This window comes from Sutterella faecalis, from assembly GCF_006337085.1.
Taxonomy (GTDB): domain Bacteria; phylum Pseudomonadota; class Gammaproteobacteria; order Burkholderiales; family Burkholderiaceae_F; genus Sutterella; species Sutterella faecalis.
Map to the genome: position 1 here is coordinate 159,201 of NZ_CP040882.1, position 18,216 is coordinate 177,416.

Annotated in this window: 16 protein-coding genes; 9 read left to right on the top strand and 7 right to left on the bottom strand. The window is 57.5% G+C overall.

What is annotated here, in order from left to right; all coding sequences use genetic code 11:
* Window positions 1–146 precede the first annotated feature (146 nt).
* From FG381_RS12820 to FG381_RS00685, 4 genes are all read left to right on the top strand, one after another.
* The gene (locus FG381_RS12820; RefSeq protein WP_139687060.1) at window positions 147–839 is read left to right on the top strand and encodes an esterase-like activity of phytase family protein; all 693 of its coding nucleotides are present in this window, start codon (window positions 147–149) and stop codon (window positions 837–839) included.
* Window positions 836–1,456, top strand: coding sequence for an esterase-like activity of phytase family protein (locus FG381_RS12825; RefSeq protein WP_139687061.1), 621 nt, complete (start codon window positions 836–838; stop codon window positions 1,454–1,456). The genes FG381_RS12820 and FG381_RS12825 overlap by 4 nt, the downstream gene beginning before the upstream one ends.
* A 160-nt stretch (window positions 1,457–1,616) precedes the next feature.
* Entirely contained in the window at window positions 1,617–2,534 is a 918-nt protein-coding gene (locus FG381_RS00680) for an AEC family transporter (RefSeq protein ID WP_139687062.1), read from the top strand.
* Between the two features lie 268 nt (window positions 2,535–2,802).
* Complete coding sequence (locus tag FG381_RS00685) at window positions 2,803–4,278, top strand: mechanosensitive ion channel family protein (protein WP_139687063.1); 1,476 nt, start codon at window positions 2,803–2,805, stop codon at window positions 4,276–4,278.
* Between the two features lie 112 nt (window positions 4,279–4,390).
* Here FG381_RS00685 and FG381_RS12905 read toward each other — a convergent pair whose 3' ends face one another.
* Window positions 4,391–4,441, bottom strand: a complete 51-nt coding sequence (locus FG381_RS12905; protein WP_407703354.1) for a hypothetical protein — start codon at window positions 4,439–4,441, stop codon at window positions 4,391–4,393.
* On the bottom strand, window positions 4,425–4,715 hold the full coding sequence (locus FG381_RS00690) for an H-NS family nucleoid-associated regulatory protein (protein ID WP_139687064.1): 291 nt from the start codon (window positions 4,713–4,715) through the stop codon (window positions 4,425–4,427). Before FG381_RS00690 ends, FG381_RS12905 begins: the two co-directional genes overlap by 17 nt.
* Window positions 4,716–4,913: 198 nt before the next feature.
* Between FG381_RS00690 and FG381_RS00695 the strand changes: the two genes are divergently transcribed.
* Window positions 4,914–5,129 carry a hypothetical protein gene (locus tag FG381_RS00695; protein ID WP_139687002.1) on the top strand — a complete coding sequence of 72 codons (216 nt, stop codon included), beginning with the start codon at window positions 4,914–4,916 and terminating at the stop codon, window positions 5,127–5,129.
* Window positions 5,130–5,330: 201 nt separating this feature from the next.
* Here the strand turns inward: FG381_RS00695 and FG381_RS00700 are convergent, their stop codons facing one another.
* On the bottom strand, window positions 5,331–6,824 hold the full coding sequence (locus tag FG381_RS00700) for an ISNCY family transposase (RefSeq protein WP_139687003.1): 1,494 nt from the start codon (window positions 6,822–6,824) through the stop codon (window positions 5,331–5,333).
* 857 nt (window positions 6,825–7,681) lie between these two features.
* Between FG381_RS00700 and brnQ the strand changes: the two genes are divergently transcribed.
* The 3 genes from brnQ (at window position 7,682) to FG381_RS00715 (ending at window position 11,419) form a co-directional block, all read left to right on the top strand.
* Complete coding sequence (brnQ, locus tag FG381_RS00705; protein WP_139687065.1) at window positions 7,682–9,004, top strand: branched-chain amino acid transport system II carrier protein; 1,323 nt, start codon at window positions 7,682–7,684, stop codon at window positions 9,002–9,004.
* 133 nt (window positions 9,005–9,137) lie between these two features.
* Window positions 9,138–10,163 (top strand): ABC transporter substrate-binding protein, encoded by a 1,026-nt coding sequence (locus FG381_RS00710; protein WP_139687066.1) that lies wholly within the window; start codon window positions 9,138–9,140, stop codon window positions 10,161–10,163.
* A 101-nt stretch (window positions 10,164–10,264) separates the two neighbouring features.
* On the top strand, window positions 10,265–11,419 hold the full coding sequence (locus FG381_RS00715; RefSeq protein WP_139687067.1) for a hypothetical protein: 1,155 nt from the start codon (window positions 10,265–10,267) through the stop codon (window positions 11,417–11,419).
* A gap of 120 nt (window positions 11,420–11,539) precedes the next feature.
* Here FG381_RS00715 and FG381_RS00720 read toward each other — a convergent pair whose 3' ends face one another.
* Genes FG381_RS00720 through FG381_RS00735 form a run of 4 tightly spaced genes read right to left on the bottom strand, consistent with a single transcriptional unit; the run spans window position 11,540 to window position 16,093 of the window.
* Entirely contained in the window at window positions 11,540–12,235 is a 696-nt protein-coding gene (locus FG381_RS00720) for a LutC/YkgG family protein (protein ID WP_226960324.1), read from the bottom strand.
* A gap of 11 nt (window positions 12,236–12,246) precedes the next feature.
* On the bottom strand, window positions 12,247–13,752 hold the full coding sequence (locus FG381_RS00725) for a LutB/LldF family L-lactate oxidation iron-sulfur protein (RefSeq protein WP_139687068.1): 1,506 nt from the start codon (window positions 13,750–13,752) through the stop codon (window positions 12,247–12,249).
* Between the two features lie 28 nt (window positions 13,753–13,780).
* Complete coding sequence (locus FG381_RS00730; RefSeq protein WP_139687069.1) at window positions 13,781–14,512, bottom strand: (Fe-S)-binding protein; 732 nt, start codon at window positions 14,510–14,512, stop codon at window positions 13,781–13,783.
* A gap of 45 nt (window positions 14,513–14,557) precedes the next feature.
* Window positions 14,558–16,093, bottom strand: coding sequence for an L-lactate permease (locus FG381_RS00735; protein WP_139687070.1), 1,536 nt, complete (start codon window positions 16,091–16,093; stop codon window positions 14,558–14,560).
* A gap of 503 nt (window positions 16,094–16,596) precedes the next feature.
* Here FG381_RS00735 and FG381_RS00740 point away from each other — a divergent pair.
* Window positions 16,597–18,183, top strand: a complete 1,587-nt coding sequence (locus FG381_RS00740) for an AAA family ATPase (RefSeq protein ID WP_226960325.1) — start codon at window positions 16,597–16,599, stop codon at window positions 18,181–18,183.
* Window positions 18,184–18,216 lie beyond the last annotated feature (33 nt).

Sequence of the window (18,216 nt, forward strand, 5' to 3'; positions counted from 1 at the left end):
GGTGCCCGCGGTTTCTGCGGGCGGCTCGCTTTCTCTCAGGCGTTTTTGTTTTCAAGCTTTCGAAGCATTTGAGCGCACGGTCCTCTAGAATGCGCTTTTCTGATTATTTCCCCGGTCTCCCTTCTCGGGCGGCCATACTCTAGAGAATGCCCGAAATAAAGACCGTGCCTCAGGAGGAAGCCGAAAATCGTCTCCCGGAAGGCATCGAAAAGATAGAACGCTTTGCCGTAGAGGTCCCGCAGCTTACGCTCCCCTCGGGTACGGCCGGGAAGGCTCCGCTCCCCGAAGGACTTTTCCCCATGAGCGTCGGCTGCTCGCTCGCCTTTTCGAGCGAGCGGACGGACGGCACGCTTCTCTTTTACGGGCTCACCGACCGGGGTCCCACGCTCCCCGCGCCCTCCGTGCGGGACGGATCGGGCGCCCTGAGGCCGGCGCGCTACTTTCTTTCGCCCATGTTTCAGCCGCGCATCGTGCGCATTGAAGTGACGGCGGGCAAAGCACGTTCGCTCTCTCCCGTTGCGCTCACGAACGCGGAGGCGAAGCCTTTTTCGGGCCTTCCGGCGCGCGCTGACGACGGGGCGAAGCCCTTTGCCATTCTTTCGCTCGCCAACGAGGAGCTCTCGGGGAGTCTGAGACCCATTGATCCGGAGGGGCTCGCGATCGATCCGGAATCCGCCTTCTGGGTGGTTGACCGCTACGGCCCCGCGTTGAGACAGTTTTCCCGCCAGGGGGTGGAGCGCGAAGTCCTTTTTCCCGGAGCGGGGCTTCCGGCTTTTCTCGCCGCACGCCCGGGGTCGCTGAGGTCGCTCTCGCGCGCCTCGCGGACGGGCGGCTCGTGACTTTCGACAGAAACGCGCTCGGACTCACGCGCTTTCTGACGGTCATTGCCGTGGAGCCGAAGACCAAGGCGTCTCAAGCCTATCTGTGGCCGGTGGAGCCCGGCATCTGGAAGCGCGGGACGCGTCCCTTCATCGGCGACGCGGCGGCGCTCGGGGACGGGCGTCTTCTCGTGATCGAGCAGGGGACCGCGCGGGACGGCTCCCGGCGCATCCAGCTTGTGCTCGCGGACCTCGCGGGCGCCGCAGATGTTTCGGACTCCCCGCTCGAGGAGCTCCGGCGCGCAAAGCGAACGCGTCCCGGAGTAGTGAAGCGCCGCACGCTTCTCAATCTTTCCGAAGCCGGCTGGAGCGCGAAGCTCGCGAAGGGGCTCGCGGTTCTCCCCGACGGGAGGACCCTCGCCATTTTGTCCGACAACCGCTACGGCGCTGAAATCCGGGTGGAAAATCCGGATGCTCCGCTCTCCGAACCCGAAGACTACGTGCTCGAAAAGGATGGGGAGCTTACGCTTGCCGGGAGCCGCACGAACGCAAAATTCATCGTGAGCCGCCGCTCGCCTCAGGAAAGCCGCACGGATCTTTTCCTGCTGACGTTTGAGAAGCCGTTTTCAGAACTCTGAAGAGCGTGAGATAGGCTTTTTCTCCCATGCCGCTTGCCGCTCAGACAAAAAGCGGCGGGAGGCTTCAGGGGAAAGGCTTCACCTTTGCTTCGCGAGCTTATAAGATGCTCCCCGCATTGAGAGGGAGCATTTTTCTCTCCTTTTTCCCGCGAAGCGTGCCATGGAATCTGTTCTCATCAAGGTTGCCGCCTTTCTCGTCATCATTTTCGGCGGCTATGCATTGAAGCGCATCGGCTTCTTTCGGGCCGACGACTTCCGGCTGATTTCGACGGTGGTCCTCAAGATCACGCTGCCCTGCGCCGTCATTTCGAATTTCGGCCGCATTGAAGTGGAGGCGGCGCTTTATTTGCTCGTTCTTCTCGGCGTCATCCTCAACCTCGTCACGATCGGCGCGGGCTTTCTCGCGAGCCGCAGAAGGGGCCCCGATGAGCAGGCCTTCTCCATGATCAACTATTCGGGCTACAACATCGGCTGCTTTACGCTTCCCTACATCCAGACCTTCCTCGGGCCGGTGGGCGTCGTGGCGACATGCCTCTTCGACGCCGGCAATTCCCTCATGTGCACGGGCGCCACTTATTCGATGGCGGCGGCCGTGAAGGGAAAGGACGAGGGAGGCGGGGTCTCGCTCTTTCTGAAGCGCATGTTCTCCTCCATCGCGATGGATACCTACATTCTGATGGTGGTGCTCTCCGTCATCGGCTTCTCGATGCCGAAAGCCGTCCTTACCTTTACCGACATCGTGGGCGCGGCGAACCCTTTCCTCGCGATGCTCATGATCGGGGTGGGCTTTGAGCTCCAGCTCGAGCGGAAAACGCTCCTCACCATCGGACGCGTGCTCGTGAGCCGCTACATCATTGCAGCGGTGCTGGCCTATGTTCTCTACACCTTTGCGCCCTTTGATGCGGAGGTGAGGAAGGTCCTCGCCGTCATCGCCTTTGCGCCCCTTTCGGCCGTCTGCGCCATCTTTACGGCGCAGTGCTTTGATGATCCGGTGCGCGTGGCGCTCTCCTGCACCATCAATTCGCTCTCGATCGTCTGCTCGATCGTCTTCATGACGGCGCTGATGCTTGCGCTTTGAAGAGAACTCGTCCGGTCCGGGCGCAGGGAAGCCTTCTTATCGCGGGATCCCTGAGACGCGAGTCTGCGGCGGCAGTTTCGAATCGGCGTTTGGGAATAAATCCTTTCCCCAAAAAACGCTCGCAGCGGAATAAATCCCAATACAATCTGCGCGGCTATTTTCTTTTTGGGAAAGACGCCTGAGCCACGCCCCGAAAGCGCCCGGGAATGCCCGCACTTCAGGCAAAGCAGGTGCGGCCGATTTTTCTTTCTTGATTCTTTTTTGATTTATGCCGGAACCCTCTCAGACTGCTGATGCGCTCGCCAATGCCCCCCTCGAAGCCGATGACTTCGGCACGGCGGGCGTCGCTTCTGCTGCCGACGCCATTGCGGATACATCGCACTGGTTCGTGGATTTTTTTGAGCGTCTTTTTGCCCATCTCACCTGGGAAAATGTTTTAGCGCAGATTCTCGTCGTCATCCTCGCCTTCGTCTTAGGGAACTTTCTCTCGAAGCGCTTCAGAAAGTTTGTCGAGCGCTGGCGGCCTAAGTCTGAGGAAAAAGGCGTCATTGTTAATCTGAAGCATCTCGGGATCGGACTCCTTGAGAACGTCTCTTTCGGCTTCATTGCGGGCTCGGTGATCGCGCTCTCGGCCTACGTCATGGTAGCCGTTGCGGACTACCCGGCCAATTCGCTCGTCATCTGCCGGATTTTCTACAACCTTTTCTATGCGTATTCGCTCCTTTCGATCGTCATCTGCTTCCTGCAGGCAACGGTCGGAAAGCACATCATCACGCCGAGCCTGAGAAAGTCGGTTTCGACGATTTTCTGGTGCCTGGCGGTGCTGCAGTTCTTCGGCGTTCTGGGAGAACTCGTCAATATTCTCGACGCGACCAAAATCCCGATCGGCAAGGGCGACATGACGCTCTGGAAGCTCCTCATCGCGGCCTTCTCGGTGCTCCTTACGCTCGGCGTCGCCAACTGGCTCTCCACAATAGTCGCGCAGTTCATTGACGGCGCGGAGAGCTTGTCCGCCAATCAGAAGGTTGTACTCACCCGCGTCTTCAGCATCCTTCTGATGGTGCTGGCCGTCATCATTGGTCTCGGCACCGTCGGCATCGACCTCACGATTCTCTCGGTCTTCGGCGGCGCGCTCGGCGTTGGTCTCGGCTTCGGTCTGCAGAAAATCGCGTCCAACTACATTTCAGGGTTCATCATCCTGCTCGACAAATCGATCAAGATCGGCGACCTCGTGCAGGTGGGAACCTTCCGGGGCAAGGTGACGGAAATCAATACCCGCTTTACGGTGGTGCGCAGCGCCGACGGCATTGAAAACATTGTGCCGAATGAAACCTTCGTCACCACGGCCGTGCAGAATCTTTCCTATTCGGACGGCGCCGTCATCCAGTACGTCGATATTTCCGTCGCCTACGGTGCGGACGTGGAAAGAGCGCTTCAGATCATGCTCGAGGAAGCCTCGAGGGAGCGTCCCCGCATCGTGAAGGGCAGAAAAGGCTGGGCTTATGTCGACAGTTATGCCGATTCCGGAATTAATCTCAAGCTCGGCTTCTGGCTCGCGGATCCGGTAAACGGATCAAGCGCGATTAAGACCGAAATTGGTCTTGCTGTATACCGGCGCTTCCAGGAAGAAAATATTGAGATTCCATATAACCGTCTCGAAATTGTTCTTCGTGATGCGCTCGTTCCCATCCGGGTTGAGGAAATGGCGGGAGCGAAGTCTGCCGTGAGCAGCGAAGCCAAATAATGGTGGAATATCGGGCGCTTATTGCGCCCGTTTTCCAGATTTAAACGACAAAAAAGCCATGATTCGGATTTCGAAATCATGGCTTTTTTTTGAATGGGCTGAAGAACCTGAATCAGATCAGGAAGTCTTCCTTCTTCGATCCCTGTTCAATCGCCTGCGTCATCCAGACCGGGGTGCGGCCGCGGCCGGACCCCGGTCTCGCCCGACTCCGGGTTGCGGTACTTCGGGGCAACCGGGTTGACCGGGCGGATCACGCCGCCCTTCTTGGTGGAAGGCTGATCGGCGAAGCGAAGCTCGGTGGACTTGATCTTCAGCTGATCAATGAGGTTCTGAATGTTTTCAACGGCTTCATCGTGAAGGCGGGCTTCACGGTCGCGAATTTCCTGACGAAGGCCGTCAAGGTCGCTGATTTCTTTTTCGAACTGGGCGAAATCCATGGGAAATGCTCTCTAAAAATAATTGTTCATCAGCTCTTCAGAAAAGAACGATGCGGATGGGGGTTTTCACGTTTCAGGCAAACAATTAATCGTGCAAAGAACCCGCTTTGCAGTTGAATGTATCCTGAATAAGGGCATTATATGTTTTTGAATCTTCACTGTAAAGGAATCGCCTTTATTTGTTAACGGGCAGCAAAAATGAGACTGCTAACCCACAGCGATAATGAGACTTTTTCTGCCCCTCTGGGTGACACCAGCAATCGGCAAGAGTTTCACAACAGCGCTGATCTTTTCAAGGAGGCGAAAAGCTACACAGCGGCTTTTCTGGTAACGCGCGAGCTCGCGGATTGGTTTGCGGGCATTGTGCTGGCCGAGCGCTCCACTTCGGCACCTGGCGGCGGTACCGGCATTTAGCCTACGGGCACTGAGGCAAGCTCTGTCAAGCGAACGTGGAATAAACGAGCGCGGCCTTCAGACGCGCGAAGCTTTATGCCGCGAAAGTCGCTTGACAGAAATCCCTGAGATATCATTTAGTTAAGGCGGATGCATCCAAGCGCAGCGCGCGGTGCATTCGCCTTAACGACCCACCATCTCAACGGTGCTTCAACCGTTGAGTTATCTCTTGGGCTTCAACTTTTCCTTGGCTGCTGCAATACGAGCATTGATTGCTTTCGCTTCTTCGATCTTTCGGTTCAGTTCCTCCCGTTTCGCCATCGCTTTCAGAGCCGATCTCCTTTGCATTTCGTGCCAGGGGCTCTTTTGCGTCGTTTCTGAGTCTCCTTTCTTTTGACGCCCCACTTCATCAACGCGGTGATTCAGTGTCTTGGCCGTTTCTTCCGGTGTTGCGACTGACATTTTCAATTTCGTTCTGTCGTGTTCCGTGAATTCGAGCACGTGGTAGCGTTTTCGGATTCTCGGCCCCTCTTTGGTGATCCGCTTGCGATGTTCAACCTCGTCGCACCAGAGGATTTCCACCCGCCCATCGGCATACTCCAGCAGATTGCACTCAGTCTTCATCATTGCTCCCCTCATGGAGCGGCCCACCCCGACAATCTGCAGTGTCTTGCTGCCGTAGGACACCGTCAGGTTCCTGCTGATCATACGTGTATGCCATCTGGCAAAGATCTGCTCAATGCGTTCTTTCGTTTCCTCCAGCAGCGGCGCGTGGCTATCCTTAGAGTCAGCGGGAGCAATTGCGAATTCTTGGTTATAGCTCGCCAGCAATTCCGGCATTCGTGAATTTGCTTCCGCCATATTTCTGATGCCCAGCACACGGAACTCTTTTGGCCATCGTCCCTGCAGCGTGCTGAATGTTCGCTCGACCCGCCCTTTGGCTTCTGGCGAATTAGCCCGTATCCCCGTTACCCCCAACTCCCGACAGACTCTTTGAAATTGTGTTTCCTCGGATTTTCCGCTCTTCGAGGGATTTACTGGGGCAAAGATGGAATGTCTGTCGCTGTACAGAGCCCATGGAATCCCATATTTTTCAATGTACTTATTCAGCAACTGAAGATATCCTTCAGATGTTTCTGTTGGATAGAAGCCGGCGACCATGATGCGGCTTGTTGCGTCATCGACAAAGATGAGAAGCGCGTAGCTGTTATCGTCTCCGGTTCCCTCGAACCATGGATGCGGACTGCCGTCAATTTGAATCAGTTCCCCAACGCTCGATCTGCGGCGGCGCAGCTTATGCGCGGTCGACCTGCGCTCCTTTGGAGTTTCTTCCGGACGAAGTGTTGTCAGGATTCGTCGTACCGTTTCAACGGAGACCTCAATACCCTCAATGAGCAAATACTTATGCAGGAGGGTTGCCTGGAAGCCCTCATATTTGCCTGTTGCAAACTCGATGATCCTCGCTCTGATCTGCGGATCGAGCTTATTGGCCGGAACACGATTCCCTTGACCGGTATGTGAGGGCAGCCGACCTGTCTCTCGCCAGTTCTTGAGATGCCGCATAAACGTGCTGCGAGGCATCTGCATCAATGTCTTGGCATCCTCAACGCTATAGAGATGCCTTTCGTAGCCTTCAAAAATTTCCTGAGGTGTCAGCCGAGGGATTTCGGACTCAACAACAGAAGGGCCCCGAGACTTTCTTGCTTGTTTCGACATAGCAGTCTCCTTGGTAATTAAGCCGAAGGGATTTCGACTTAATATCCAAGGAATACATTATGTTAAGAGGAAATACCATTGTCGATATTCAGCATATTCAGTAGTCTCATGCAGAGGTATCCTGTCTTATTGCTGTGGTATCTCATCTCATTTCGTCATGGCATCGGGTCCCATTCATTTGTATGCAGTTCTGCCGCTGGGGCAAGTAGTCTCAGTGCAGAGGTAAAGCTGACCAAGAGTGGTATGCCGTCTCATTCAGAGCGGTTTGCAGTCTCAATCCCTGTGGTAATCCATCTCTCTTTACGGAGGTATCGGGTCTCAGTGGTAATGGGTCTCGTGGTAGCGGAGGTATCCAGGCCAACAGGATGTTGGTATATCGTCCCGGTCAGATACGGTATATGGTCTCAAATCCTTGGCGTATCACGTCTCAAAGTCGTTGGCTAAACAGTCTCGTTTACGCTGACCGTTAACATCTGCGCACGGGCAGCTCGCAATGGCGTATCGGTACGGTTAGACTTACTCATAGCCCCTCCATTAAGAAATGATTGGGGTTCGAGGAAGCCCTGGCAACCACGAAGATGTTGGAGAAACAGGTAGACGCAGCAACCACCCGGAAGCTACGCTCATTTTTCCACACGCCTAGTCACCAGCGTTCAAGCCAGCGAACAGAGCAATATAGGGTGCGAAAGTTCCGCTGCAATTTTTTGACGGCAAGCGTCAGAAACGTTACCAAAAAAACGTACGCAGACAGGTCGCGCGCCGAGGGCTTCCTCATCTTTCATGATAGAGGGTGAGGAAGCCCTTTACTCATCACGATTTTCTTTCAAGCACAACAACTACAACAGGACAATCCAGACATGGAAAACAACAGCACACGCTACATCGCCATCGGCTCGATGCTGTTTGCACTCTTTTTTGGCGCCGGCAACCTGATTTTCCCGGCAGCCATGGGGCAGACGGCAGGCGCAAATGTTTACTGGGCGCTTCTCGGCTTCTGCATTACGGGCGTGGGCCTTCCGCTTCTCGGCATTGTCGCTGTCGGCTATTCGGGCTGCCACGACCTGCGCGAAGTGGCGAGCCGCGTTCATCCGCTCTACGGCCTTTTCTACACAGTGATCTGCTACATGGCGATCGGCCCCTGCTTTGCCATTCCCCGTACGGGCACGGTGTCCTTTGAAATTGCCGTGCGTCCCTTCCTCGGGGGCGACCCCTCGAGCTTTGCGCTCCCCGTCTTCCTCGCGGTCTTCCTCGGCATTGCCTTCTGGCTTTCCTCGTCGCCCTCGAAGCTCGTCGACCGCATCGGCAAGTTCCTGACGCCTGCGCTTCTCGTGACGCTTGCCGTCCTCATCATCATGTCCTTCGTTTCCCCGATGGGCGACTTCCAGGCGGCGACCGGTCCCTACACCGATCCGATCGGCGCGGCTGTTCAGGGCGTCCTTGACGGCTACAACACGTTGGACGCCATTGCGTCCCTCGTCTTCGCCACGCTCGTCATCGGGTCGGTTCGCGAAATCGGCTTCAAGGACCCGAAGGTTGTGAGCTCGCAGGTCTGCAAGTCGGGCATCCTCGCCGGCCTCCTCCTTGCGATCGTCTACATGTTCATCGCGAAGATCGGCGCCGAGAGCGTTTCCGCGATCGGCATGCAGGAAACGGGCGCGCCGGTGCTCGCCGAAAGCGCCAAGATCTTCTTCGGGAACGCGGGCGCGATGCTCCTCGCCGTGATCGTGCTTCTCGCCTGCCTCACGACGGCGGTGGGTCTGCTCACCTGCTGCGCGGCCTTCTTCCTTGAACTCACGGGCAAGCTCACCTACGTCACCTGGGTCGGCCTCTTCACGATCATCTCGTACCTGATCGGCCTCTTCGGCCTCAAGACGATCATCGTCTCGACCATCCCGGTGCTGATGTTCATCTATCCGCCCTGCGTTGCGCTGATTGCGCTCATCTTCCTTCACAAGTTCTTCGGCGGCCGCCAGTGCGTTTATGCCTGGACGATGGGCTTCACCCTCGTGATGGCGTTCGTGAACGGCCTTGAAACGGCCGGCGTCAAGATGGATGCGCTCGAGGAAGTGCTCCGCACCTGGGTTCCCTTCCACGCTCAGGGTCTGGGCTGGATCCCGTTCGCTGCCGTGGGCTTCGTGATCGGCCTCATCTGGAAGGCTGCGCGTCCCGTGAAGGCCTGATGCGGATCATCCCGCTCAGAAAGTAATTGGTGAGGGCGCCGGTCATTAAAGAAATGATTCGGCGCCCTTATTTTCTCTATCTCGTCACTTTTTTATTGCCGTTCGCTTTCGAACTCTCAAAGGAGAAGAAAAAATGTCCGAAGCCGTCTCTCAAGGCCGCCTTTTGAAAACCCGTTCCCGTCTTGCGATTCTTTTTTCCGCGGCGCTTTTCGGCTTTGGCTTCAATGCGGGAATGGTTGAGACGGCAGCTGCTGCGGATGCTCCGGTCAATATCGGCGTCGTGCAGATTGTTGACCATGAAGCGCTCAACGACACCGTGCGCGGCCTCGTGGACGGCATGGCGGAGCGCGGATGGAAGGATGGCGAAAAAGCGCATTTTGACCTTCAGAACGCGCACGGCGACCAGTCGACCTTGAAGAACATCGGCGACCGGTTCGTCTCTGAAGATTCGTCCCTCATCTTTGCTGTTGCAACGCCGGCCGTTCAGAGCATGGCGAGAACGACCCGGAAGATTCCGATTGTGGGTGCGGCAGTGACGAGCTATTCGGCGGCAAAGGTCGTGAAGTCGGACGACCGTCCGGGCGGGAACGTGACGGGCGTCTCCAATATCGGACCGGTTGCCGCGCAGCTTGATCTCCTTTTGAAGCTCACAGGCGGAAAGAAGCGCGTGGGTTCGATTTACAACGCGGGTGAAATCAATTCCGTCGTGCAGATGGATCTGCTGCGCGCGGCCGCAAAGGAGCGCGGCGTTGAACTTATCGAAGCGACGGTATCGGGCGTGGTCGACATTCAGCAGGCCGTGCAGACGATGAAGAACAAGGTCGACGGCTTCGTCTTCCCGACCGACAACGTTGTGGTTTCCGGCATGGCCGTGATTCTCAAGACCACGGTTCCTGCAAAGCTTCCGACCGTTGCAGGGGACCTCGGGAGCGTTGCCGCAGGCTGCACCGCGGCCATGACCGTCGACTACTACAAGCTCGGCCGCCAGGCGGCCGACATGGGCGCGGACATTCTCGAAGGCAAGAGGAAGCCCGCTGAAATGAAGATTGAAACGCAGGATGTGAAGCAGCCGACCATCAACCTCAGGGCGGCAAAGGCGATTGATCTTGCGGTGCCTGAGGACCTTCTCGCCGGGGCGATTCTCTTCGAAGGGAATTAATTTTTTTCGAAAAGAGCAGAATTCAAAGCGGAGCTTCCTGAGAGATGACTCCGCTTTGTTTTTAGAATGGCTGGAGATAAAACTCTTCCGGAGCATTTCGTTTGCTGAAGAACGGCCTCACGCTCGCAGCATTGGCGGCGACGCTTGCCGCAGGCGCCTTTTCGATCGACTGGATCATCTTCGACCGCATCGACTACCTTGCAGATGTACGGGTCGTGGATCCCGTTCGGTATTCGGGCGAGCTCATCGACGAAGGGCGCTTTGCCGACGCCGAGGAATACGCCGCCTTCTGGCTCTCGCTTCCCGGCGTGTCTGCGGACGACCGGCAAGCCCGCCGGGTCGCGGAGAATCTTGCGCTCGCCCGCGAAAAGCGCTCGGAGCTTTCCTATCAGGCGGGCGAAGTTGCGAAGGGCTTCTTCCTCGGTGAAAGCGAGGAAGACTACGGCAGGGCGGCGGGCGTGGCCGCAGATTTCACACTCTACGGCGACGTCCGGGATCTTGTCCGCGAGGCGTCGCACTGGCTCTCGAACGAAGAGGTCGACGTCCTCATTGCCGCGCTTGCGGGTGCGGGCATCGGAATCACGGCGCTGTCCTTCGGGCCTCAGGCGGGCGCTTCGGGCACCGTCAAGGCGGGACTCTCAGCACTCAAGGCGGCAAAGCGCTCTAAGCGGGTGCCGGTGAAGCTCTTTGAAGAAGCCGGTGCAGTGCTTGCCGACGCCGCAAAAAGTGCGTCGAAGGCAGGGACCAAAGCCGGGATGAAAGAATCCTCCGAAGCATCTCTCAGGGTGCTCGCCAAACTTGCGCCGCTCGGAGACCTCGCGCGCTTTGCGGAAAAGGAAGGTGCCCGGGCGGGCCTCGAGGTGCTCGCACGAAGCGAGCATCTTGCCGACATTCCTCGCGTGATCCGGGCGGCGGAGCCTTTCGGCGAAAATGCGGCCGCTGCGCTCAGAACGCTGGGACCCGACTTCGTGCGGGTGTCGGAAAAGCGCGGGGCTGCGGAAGTGAAGGCCGTTGCGCGCTTCGGGCCCGACGCGGTGACGAAGTTGGAACGCGTCCCCGCGAAGACGTTCCTCCGGGACATGCGGCACCTGAAGGCCATCGCCACGGAGAGCATTTACGCATCGATCCGGCTTGGCTTGCGCGCGGCGGAAATTCTATTTTCCGTCCTTGCCGGGTTGATTTCGCTGGTCGGTTTTCTCTCGAGCGTTATTTCTTCATTAAAGATTTCCTGGAAAAGAGACGTGCGCCGCAGCTGAGGGCTCTCCGGAGAAAATCTCATTTTATTGTCGTCTATAAACGACGGGCGCCGGCTTTTCCCGAAGGACGAAGCCGGCGCACCAGGGGGCTGCCGAAGGCAGTTTATTCAAAGGTTCAAATTAAAGATCTTCAATCACGAGGTAGACGGCCTTCAGGGGACCGTGGACGCCCACCACCTTGACGAGCTCAATGTCCGCCGTCGAGCTTGGTCCCCCTACGAGGTTGATGCAGGAAGGCATGGGCGTACCTGCTGCAAAGCGGTCATGGAGCTTCTTCGAGAGCATCCCGAGGCGCGGGAGAATCGCGCTCTTTTTGACGACGAAGATCGTGTTCTGCGGGAGGAGGCTCACCGAACGCCCGTTCTCAACGGAGGAAAAGAGCACCATCGTGCCCGATTCAGCGAGCGCATTTTCCGCCCAGACGACGCCCGTGCGTGAGGTGGAGGCGCGCTCAGCATTTTTTCTCCCTTCAACGCTTCCCCATTCCCAGGCGTTGGGGCCGATCGCTTCCGTCGTGACGCCGAGGTCCTTCAACGCTTTTTCGGCCGAAAGGAGCACTTCGCCGTCCCCAAGTTCGGCGGCAATGTCCTTCACGGCCCGGGCGGCTCCGGCAGCGGTCGTGAGGCGGCAGTCGGCGAGATTGACCGACCCCGAGATCTCAAAGAACATCTTCAAAAGTTCATCGGGCGAGCGGTCGGCAAAGCGCGTGAGCGCGTAATCGTTCACGGGCTTCGCGGAGGGGATCGGCTCCGTTCTCACGGGGCGGCCGAGTTTGGCGGCAAGTGCGCCGAGAAAGGCTTCACGGTTCTTGATCATTTTTCATTTCCTTATTTCTGATTCTTCTTGTTTTCGAGGCTCTTTTCGTGTTCGGCAAACCAGGTGCGGAAGCTTTCGCCGTCGCCTTCGGGCAGGTCGCGCATGTTGGTCCAGGCCTTGATGACGCTGGGCTCAATCGGGGCGCGGCCGTTATGGATGCCAAGCTTCATCGCGGGGGCGCCCGCCTTCATCGTGAGGTTCCAGAGCCAGGGCGAGCCGTTCGCGACGCCGAAGCCCTTCATGGCGAGTTTTTCGCCCGTCGGACGAATGCCCATTTCCACTTCCGCAATGCGGTGGCGGCGAATGAGGCCCGAGAGCGGGATCTTGACCGGGCAGACCGAGTCGCACGCCGTGCAGAGCGTGCAGACCTGCGGGAGATCGCGGAACTTTTCGTAACCGCCGATCAAGGGCGTGAGAACAGCGCCCAAAGGCCCCGGGTAGATCGAGCCGTACCCGTGTCCGCCCACCTCGCGGTAGCAGGGACACGTATTCATGCAGGCGCCGCAGCGGATGCACTGGAGAATCGGGCTGAACTGCGAGGCGAGAATATCCGAGCGCCCGTTGTCGATGATGACGAGGTGGAATTCCTCGGGGCCATCCAATTCGCCCGAACGCTTCGGAGGCGTGAGCCACGTGTTGTAGCCCGTGAGCCTCTGACCCACGGCGCTTCGCGCGAGCATGGTGATGAGGACGTCGACTTCGGCGAACGAGGGCGCGAGGCGCTCCATGCCCATCACGGCAATGTGGGTCTTGGGGAGCGTCGTGCAGAGGCGGGCGTTGCCTTCGTTCGACACCAAAGCCATGGAGCCCGATTCGGCCACGGCAAAGTTGCAGCCCGAGATGCCGACGTAAGCGGCGAAGAATTCCGGGCGGAGGGTTTTTCTCACAAAGAGCGTCATGTCTTCCGGGGTGTCTGAGCCCGTGTAGCCCATGGTCTTTCTGAGCGTTTCCTGGATCTGACGGCGGTCGCGGTGAATGGCCGGTACCACGACGTGAGAGGGCGGGTCCTTCGCGAGCTGCAGAAGGTATTCGCCGAGGTCGGTTTCAAGAACCGAGACGCCGGCGCCTTCGAGCACATGATTGAGGCCGATCTCCTCGGTCACCATGGACTTCGACTTCACGACTTTCTTCGCGTTCTTCGCCTTGATGACGGAGAGGATGTAGTCGGTTGCCTCTTCCTTCGTGCGCGCGAAGAAGACATTGCCGCCGCGTTTGTCGATCTCTTCTGAGAGCTTGTAGAGGTAGGCGTCGATGTTTTCAAGCACGTCCTGGCGGATTTGTTCCGCACGCGCTCTCCAGCCTTCCCAGTCCTCGAGGTCGTCGACCATCTTCTGGCGGTTCCTGCCGATGAGGTCCTGGGCCTTGGCTACTGCCGCGCGCATCACCTGATCGCGCGTCTGACGGTCGAGCCGTTCGTGGAGCGGCAGACGGTTCGTGACGACGCAGTCGTCGGGGTTCGCAACGTTGACGACGAGGGGGCGCTTGTCAACTTCGTGGTGAGTTTCAGTGGAATTCATTTTGGGACTCATTGGGGAAAATTGGGGATCAGCGGGACATGAGCACTTCAGCAATGTGCATGACGCGGATGGGGAGCTTTTCGCGCGCGATGCGGCCGCCGATGTTGAGGAGGCAGCTCGAATCCGCTCCGATCACGAAGTCCGGATACTGGGTCTGCATGTTTTCGACCTTTTCCGAGACGAGAGCGCCCGAGATTTCGGACATCTTGACAGCGAAGGTGCCGCCGAAGCCGCAGCAGATTTCCTGGCCGGGGAAGGGCAGAAGCTCGAGGTCCTTTACGTTCTGAAGAAGCTTAAGGGGCTCCTCGCGGATGCCGAGCTTTCTGAAGAGAGAGCAGGACGGGTGGTAGACCGCGCGCCCTGGCAAACGTGCGCCGACATCGGTGACGCCGAGCTCATTCACGATGAAGCCCGTGAGGTCGTGGATGCGGGAGGCAACCTTCTCCGCGCGCTCGGCCCATTCGGGCTCCTCGGGGAGAAATTCCCGGAAATACTTGGCGTAGGTCTTCACCGTGTAGGTGCAGGAACCAGCGGGCGAAACGATGGGATAGTCGTTCTCCTCAAAGGTAATGATGTTGTTCTTCATGCCGGGGAGTGCCTCGCGAATCCAGCCGCTGTTGATGGCGGGCTGACCGCAGCAGCTCTGGCGCTTCGGGAAAACGACTTCGCAGCCGAGCTTTTCAAGAAGGAGAACTGAAGCGGCGGCAGCGCGGGACTTCACCGCGTCGCCGATGCAGGTGCAGAAGAAATTGACTTTCATTTGGGGATCCTTGGTTGATTTCTTATGAATGGGGAAAGAAGTAACTTAGAAGGCAAAGAGACCGGCAACGGCGGCGAGAATCACTGCGCCGGCGACGGCGTAGCGGAGCGTCCCGGAAAGCATCTTCGACGAGCTTTGGGCGAGCACCGCCGAGGCTGAAGCGGCAATCGCGATGCTCTGCGGGGCAACCATTTTCCCGACGGTGGCGCCCGCCGCATTGGCGGCGGCAAACCAGACGGAGCTCATGCCGGACTCATGCGCGGCGAGGAGCTGGAGCTTTCCGAAGAGAACGTTCGAATTGACGACGCTTCCTGTGACGAAGGTGCCGAGCATGCCGAAGAGGGGCGAAATCCAGGCGAAGCGGTCGCCGGCGGCTTCGATCAGGGGTTCGGCGGTTTTTTCAATAAGGCCGCTCACGTCCATGACGGTTGCCATGGCGACGATCCCGCAGATCGCGACCCCGGCAGGGGCGAGCTGCTTCGCGGTTCGCGCGAAGGCTTCGCCCATGATGCGGGGACCGGCGCCCTGAATGAGGCCGCCCAGAATCGTGGAGATCAGGATGAGGACGCCCGGCGTCGCAATCCAGTCGATATTGGCTGTGAGGACGCGCCCGTCATCGAGCGTGAAGCGGATGGGCGTCGCGACGGCGGCGAGTTCTCCCGCGATTTTCGGGAAAAGCGGGCTCGCGGCGAGAATGAGGACGAACATCACGAGGTAGATGCTTCCCGCACGGAGGAACCCGAGCTCATGGGTCGACTCCTTTTCCTTCCCGAAGCGGCGGTGTTCGCCGGGCGTCTTGTGCTCGAAGATCCGCAGCCACAGAAGCAGATAGGCGAGGCTCGTCAGGCTCCCCGCGAAGGCGACAAGCTGCGGCCCGAGGAGGAGCGCCGTCAGGTACTGCGGGATGGTGGTCGTGATGCCGATCCCGATCAGAAGAGAGAGGATTCCCTTTACCGCGCCGAGGCCGCCCCCGACGATCGAGACCATGGCGACGGGAAGGAGGAAATTGAAGACCGCGAGCTGAAGAATCACCGTCGAGGAGAGGTCCGTGACGGAAAGGTTCGTCAGGTCGGCGAGCATGATCATCGGGATCCCGGCCGCGCCGAAGGCGGTGGTGACCGTATCGGCGATGAGCGTTGCCACGGCCGCCCGCATGGGTTCGAACCCGAGCGCGAGGAGAATCCCCATGGGGATCGCGACCGAAACGCTGAAGCCCGCAGCTCCTTCGAGGAACCCCCCGAAGCACCAGGCGATGAGAAGAATCTGGATTCTGCGGTCGTCCGTAACCGCCGAGAGGCTCTTCTCAATCACGCTGATGGCGCCGGTGCGCAGCATCACGTTGTAGGCGAAGATCGCCGCGAAGATGACGAGGACGATGGGCCAGAAGCCTTTGATGACGCCGTAGGAAACGCTGCTTTCAAGCGTTCCGACGGGCGTGCCGAGGTACCCGCCCGCGATCCCGAGAACGATCACGAGCGTGATCAGGATCGAGAGGTAGATGGGTACCTTATATTTGAGGATCAGCAGGGTCATCACCGCAAGCGGAAAGAGACCCGCAAATACCGGGAGTATGGACTCCATGATTGCTCCAAAAATGCTTTAAACGTTGGCGCCTGCAAAAAGCCTGCGCGTTAGATTTCCGGATAGTCTATGAAGCGCTGTTTACAGATTGAATCCATCAATGTGATGGTTTTCAAAAGAATTGGTATTAACCCGTATTTTAATTAATACTACTTGTTTACTATATAGATACGTAGTGATCTATGGTACAGAATCACATGTGAACGTTCAAGCTGTTTATTAATTTTTGTTCTCTTTCCCGGGAACGCTCGCAGGAGTATGCAGGCGAGAGTAAGCATCTGACGCTTTCATAGGGAAGAGATGCTGACGAAATCAAGTGCGGGATTTCTTCATCAGACCGACCAGGGAACCGCAAGCGGTAGGGCAGGAGATTCAAGTAGTATGAGGCTCTGCGTCCTCGGGGACGCTGCAGAGAACCGGAAAGCGGAAGAAAGCGAACTTGCCGCAGCAGAAACGATACGATTGGATCCAACGCAAATTTCTCAGAACTTCTCTTGTCCGATATGCAGCAGCTGCCGTTAGGTGTTTCCGATTTTTCCTATCTTCGTAATCCGGCAAAGGACTACCTTTACGTCGACAAAACCGATTTGCTTCAATCGATGATTGCGAGGTCGAAGCTCATTTTCCTGACCCGTCCACGACGTTTCGGCAAATCGCTGCTGGTCTCAACGCTCTCGGAACTTTTTGCCAATGGCGTGGAGAAGTTTGCGGGACTCAAAATTGAGAGAACCTGGGAAGACCGGACGTACAAGGTCATTAAGCTCGATTTTTCTCGGCTAATGGGCAATGACAGTATTGAAGGATTCCTTCAGGCTTTGGACGACCGCTTGGTGCTCAATATGGAAGAGGCGGGCTTTGACGCTCCTAAAACAGAGCGTCTGGACCCAGTGCTGCGCTGGGAAAAGTTTCTATCTTCCCTCAAGGAAGACTCCATTGTCCTGCTTGTTGATGAATACGATGCGCCGCTGACGGAAAAACTGCATCAACCGGATCTCTTTGAAAAGATACGGAATGTGATTTCGAACTTTTTCGGCGCTTTGAAAACGTACTCCGGACGCTTCCGTTTTGTCTTCATTACCGGGATCATGCGGTTCCCGCAGGCTGCTTTGTTCTCGAACTTCAATGACATTCGGGACATCTCCTTCATGACGCTCTATGGCGGGCTGCTGGGATTCACTGAGGCGGAGTTGAAGAGTTCCTTCGCTCCCTGGATCGAACATGCCGCCGCCGTGAGAGGCGAAGCATTTGAAAGCGTGCTGAAGCGATTGAAGGTTCAATACGATGGCTTTTGCTTTGACTCAAGCGGCAAAACGCATGTCTATGCGCCGTGGTCGGTGTTGAATTTCCTCTCGTATCCGGAAGAAGGCTACGACAATTACTGGTTTCAATCCGGAAGCGGCACCTCGACACTTCTGCGCAACTACTTCCGGACGCATCAGCTTTTTGATCCGGCGAAGTTCGATCGGCCGATCTACACCACGATTGCGTCATTGAGATCGTCGAGTCATGTCGCGACTTTGGATGATACACAGATTCTGGCGCATACCGGCTACCTGACGATCAAGGATGCCTCGCCGGACGGGATGATTGCTCTGGGCTTCCCCAACGAAGAGGTGAGGCAGTCGCTGGGAATGCTCCTCAAAACGACGTTCTGGCCTTCCGACTTTGAACGAAATGAGCTGACCTCGGCTTTCTGCAGCGCGATTGTCGAAAAAGATCCTCAAAAGGTTCTTTCGGTGCTCAATTCCATTGTGCATCACCTCGACTATCAGAACTTCACCCTGACAACGGAAAGCGCCGTTCGGCAGCTGCTGCAGATTTTCTGTCTGGGCGGCGGTCTGAAGACTCAGATCGAAACGCACTCGCCGCGTGGGCGGAGCGATCTCGAGATCTCTCTTCGTCAGCTTGATGTGGTTTTCGAAGTTAAGCACGTCAAGAATGCCGGAGAAGGCGAAAAGGCGCTTGAGCGGGCGCTGACCCAAATACGTGAGCGCGATTACGGAAGCAGCCTCCCGGGCCGCGATTTGGTTCGTTTCGGCATTGTGTTTGCCGAAGATCTGCGGCGCTTCTGCAGAATCGGTATGGCTTGAGGAGGACGGCTTCGAAAGCTAACGCCCGGAGGC

Coding starts and splice junctions, on each gene's coding strand:
- FG381_RS12820 (WP_139687060.1), top strand. CDS start 147: ATGCCCGAAATAAAGACCGTGCCTCAGGAGGAAGCCGAAAATCGTCTC.
- FG381_RS00680 (WP_139687062.1), top strand. CDS start 1,617: ATGGAATCTGTTCTCATCAAGGTTGCCGCCTTTCTCGTCATCATTTTC.
- FG381_RS00685 (WP_139687063.1), top strand. CDS start 2,803: ATGCCGGAACCCTCTCAGACTGCTGATGCGCTCGCCAATGCCCCCCTC.
- FG381_RS00690 (WP_139687064.1), bottom strand. CDS start 4,715: ATGGATTTCGCCCAGTTCGAAAAAGAAATCAGCGACCTTGACGGCCTT.
- FG381_RS00695 (WP_139687002.1), top strand. CDS start 4,914: ATGAGACTGCTAACCCACAGCGATAATGAGACTTTTTCTGCCCCTCTG.
- FG381_RS00700 (WP_139687003.1), bottom strand. CDS start 6,824: ATGTCGAAACAAGCAAGAAAGTCTCGGGGCCCTTCTGTTGTTGAGTCC.
- brnQ (WP_139687065.1), top strand. CDS start 7,682: ATGGAAAACAACAGCACACGCTACATCGCCATCGGCTCGATGCTGTTT.
- FG381_RS00710 (WP_139687066.1), top strand. CDS start 9,138: ATGTCCGAAGCCGTCTCTCAAGGCCGCCTTTTGAAAACCCGTTCCCGT.
- FG381_RS00720 (WP_226960324.1), bottom strand. CDS start 12,235: ATGATCAAGAACCGTGAAGCCTTTCTCGGCGCACTTGCCGCCAAACTC.
- FG381_RS00725 (WP_139687068.1), bottom strand. CDS start 13,752: ATGAATTCCACTGAAACTCACCACGAAGTTGACAAGCGCCCCCTCGTC.
- FG381_RS00730 (WP_139687069.1), bottom strand. CDS start 14,512: ATGAAAGTCAATTTCTTCTGCACCTGCATCGGCGACGCGGTGAAGTCC.
- FG381_RS00735 (WP_139687070.1), bottom strand. CDS start 16,093: ATGGAGTCCATACTCCCGGTATTTGCGGGTCTCTTTCCGCTTGCGGTG.
- FG381_RS00740 (WP_226960325.1), top strand. CDS start 16,597: ATGCAGCAGCTGCCGTTAGGTGTTTCCGATTTTTCCTATCTTCGTAAT.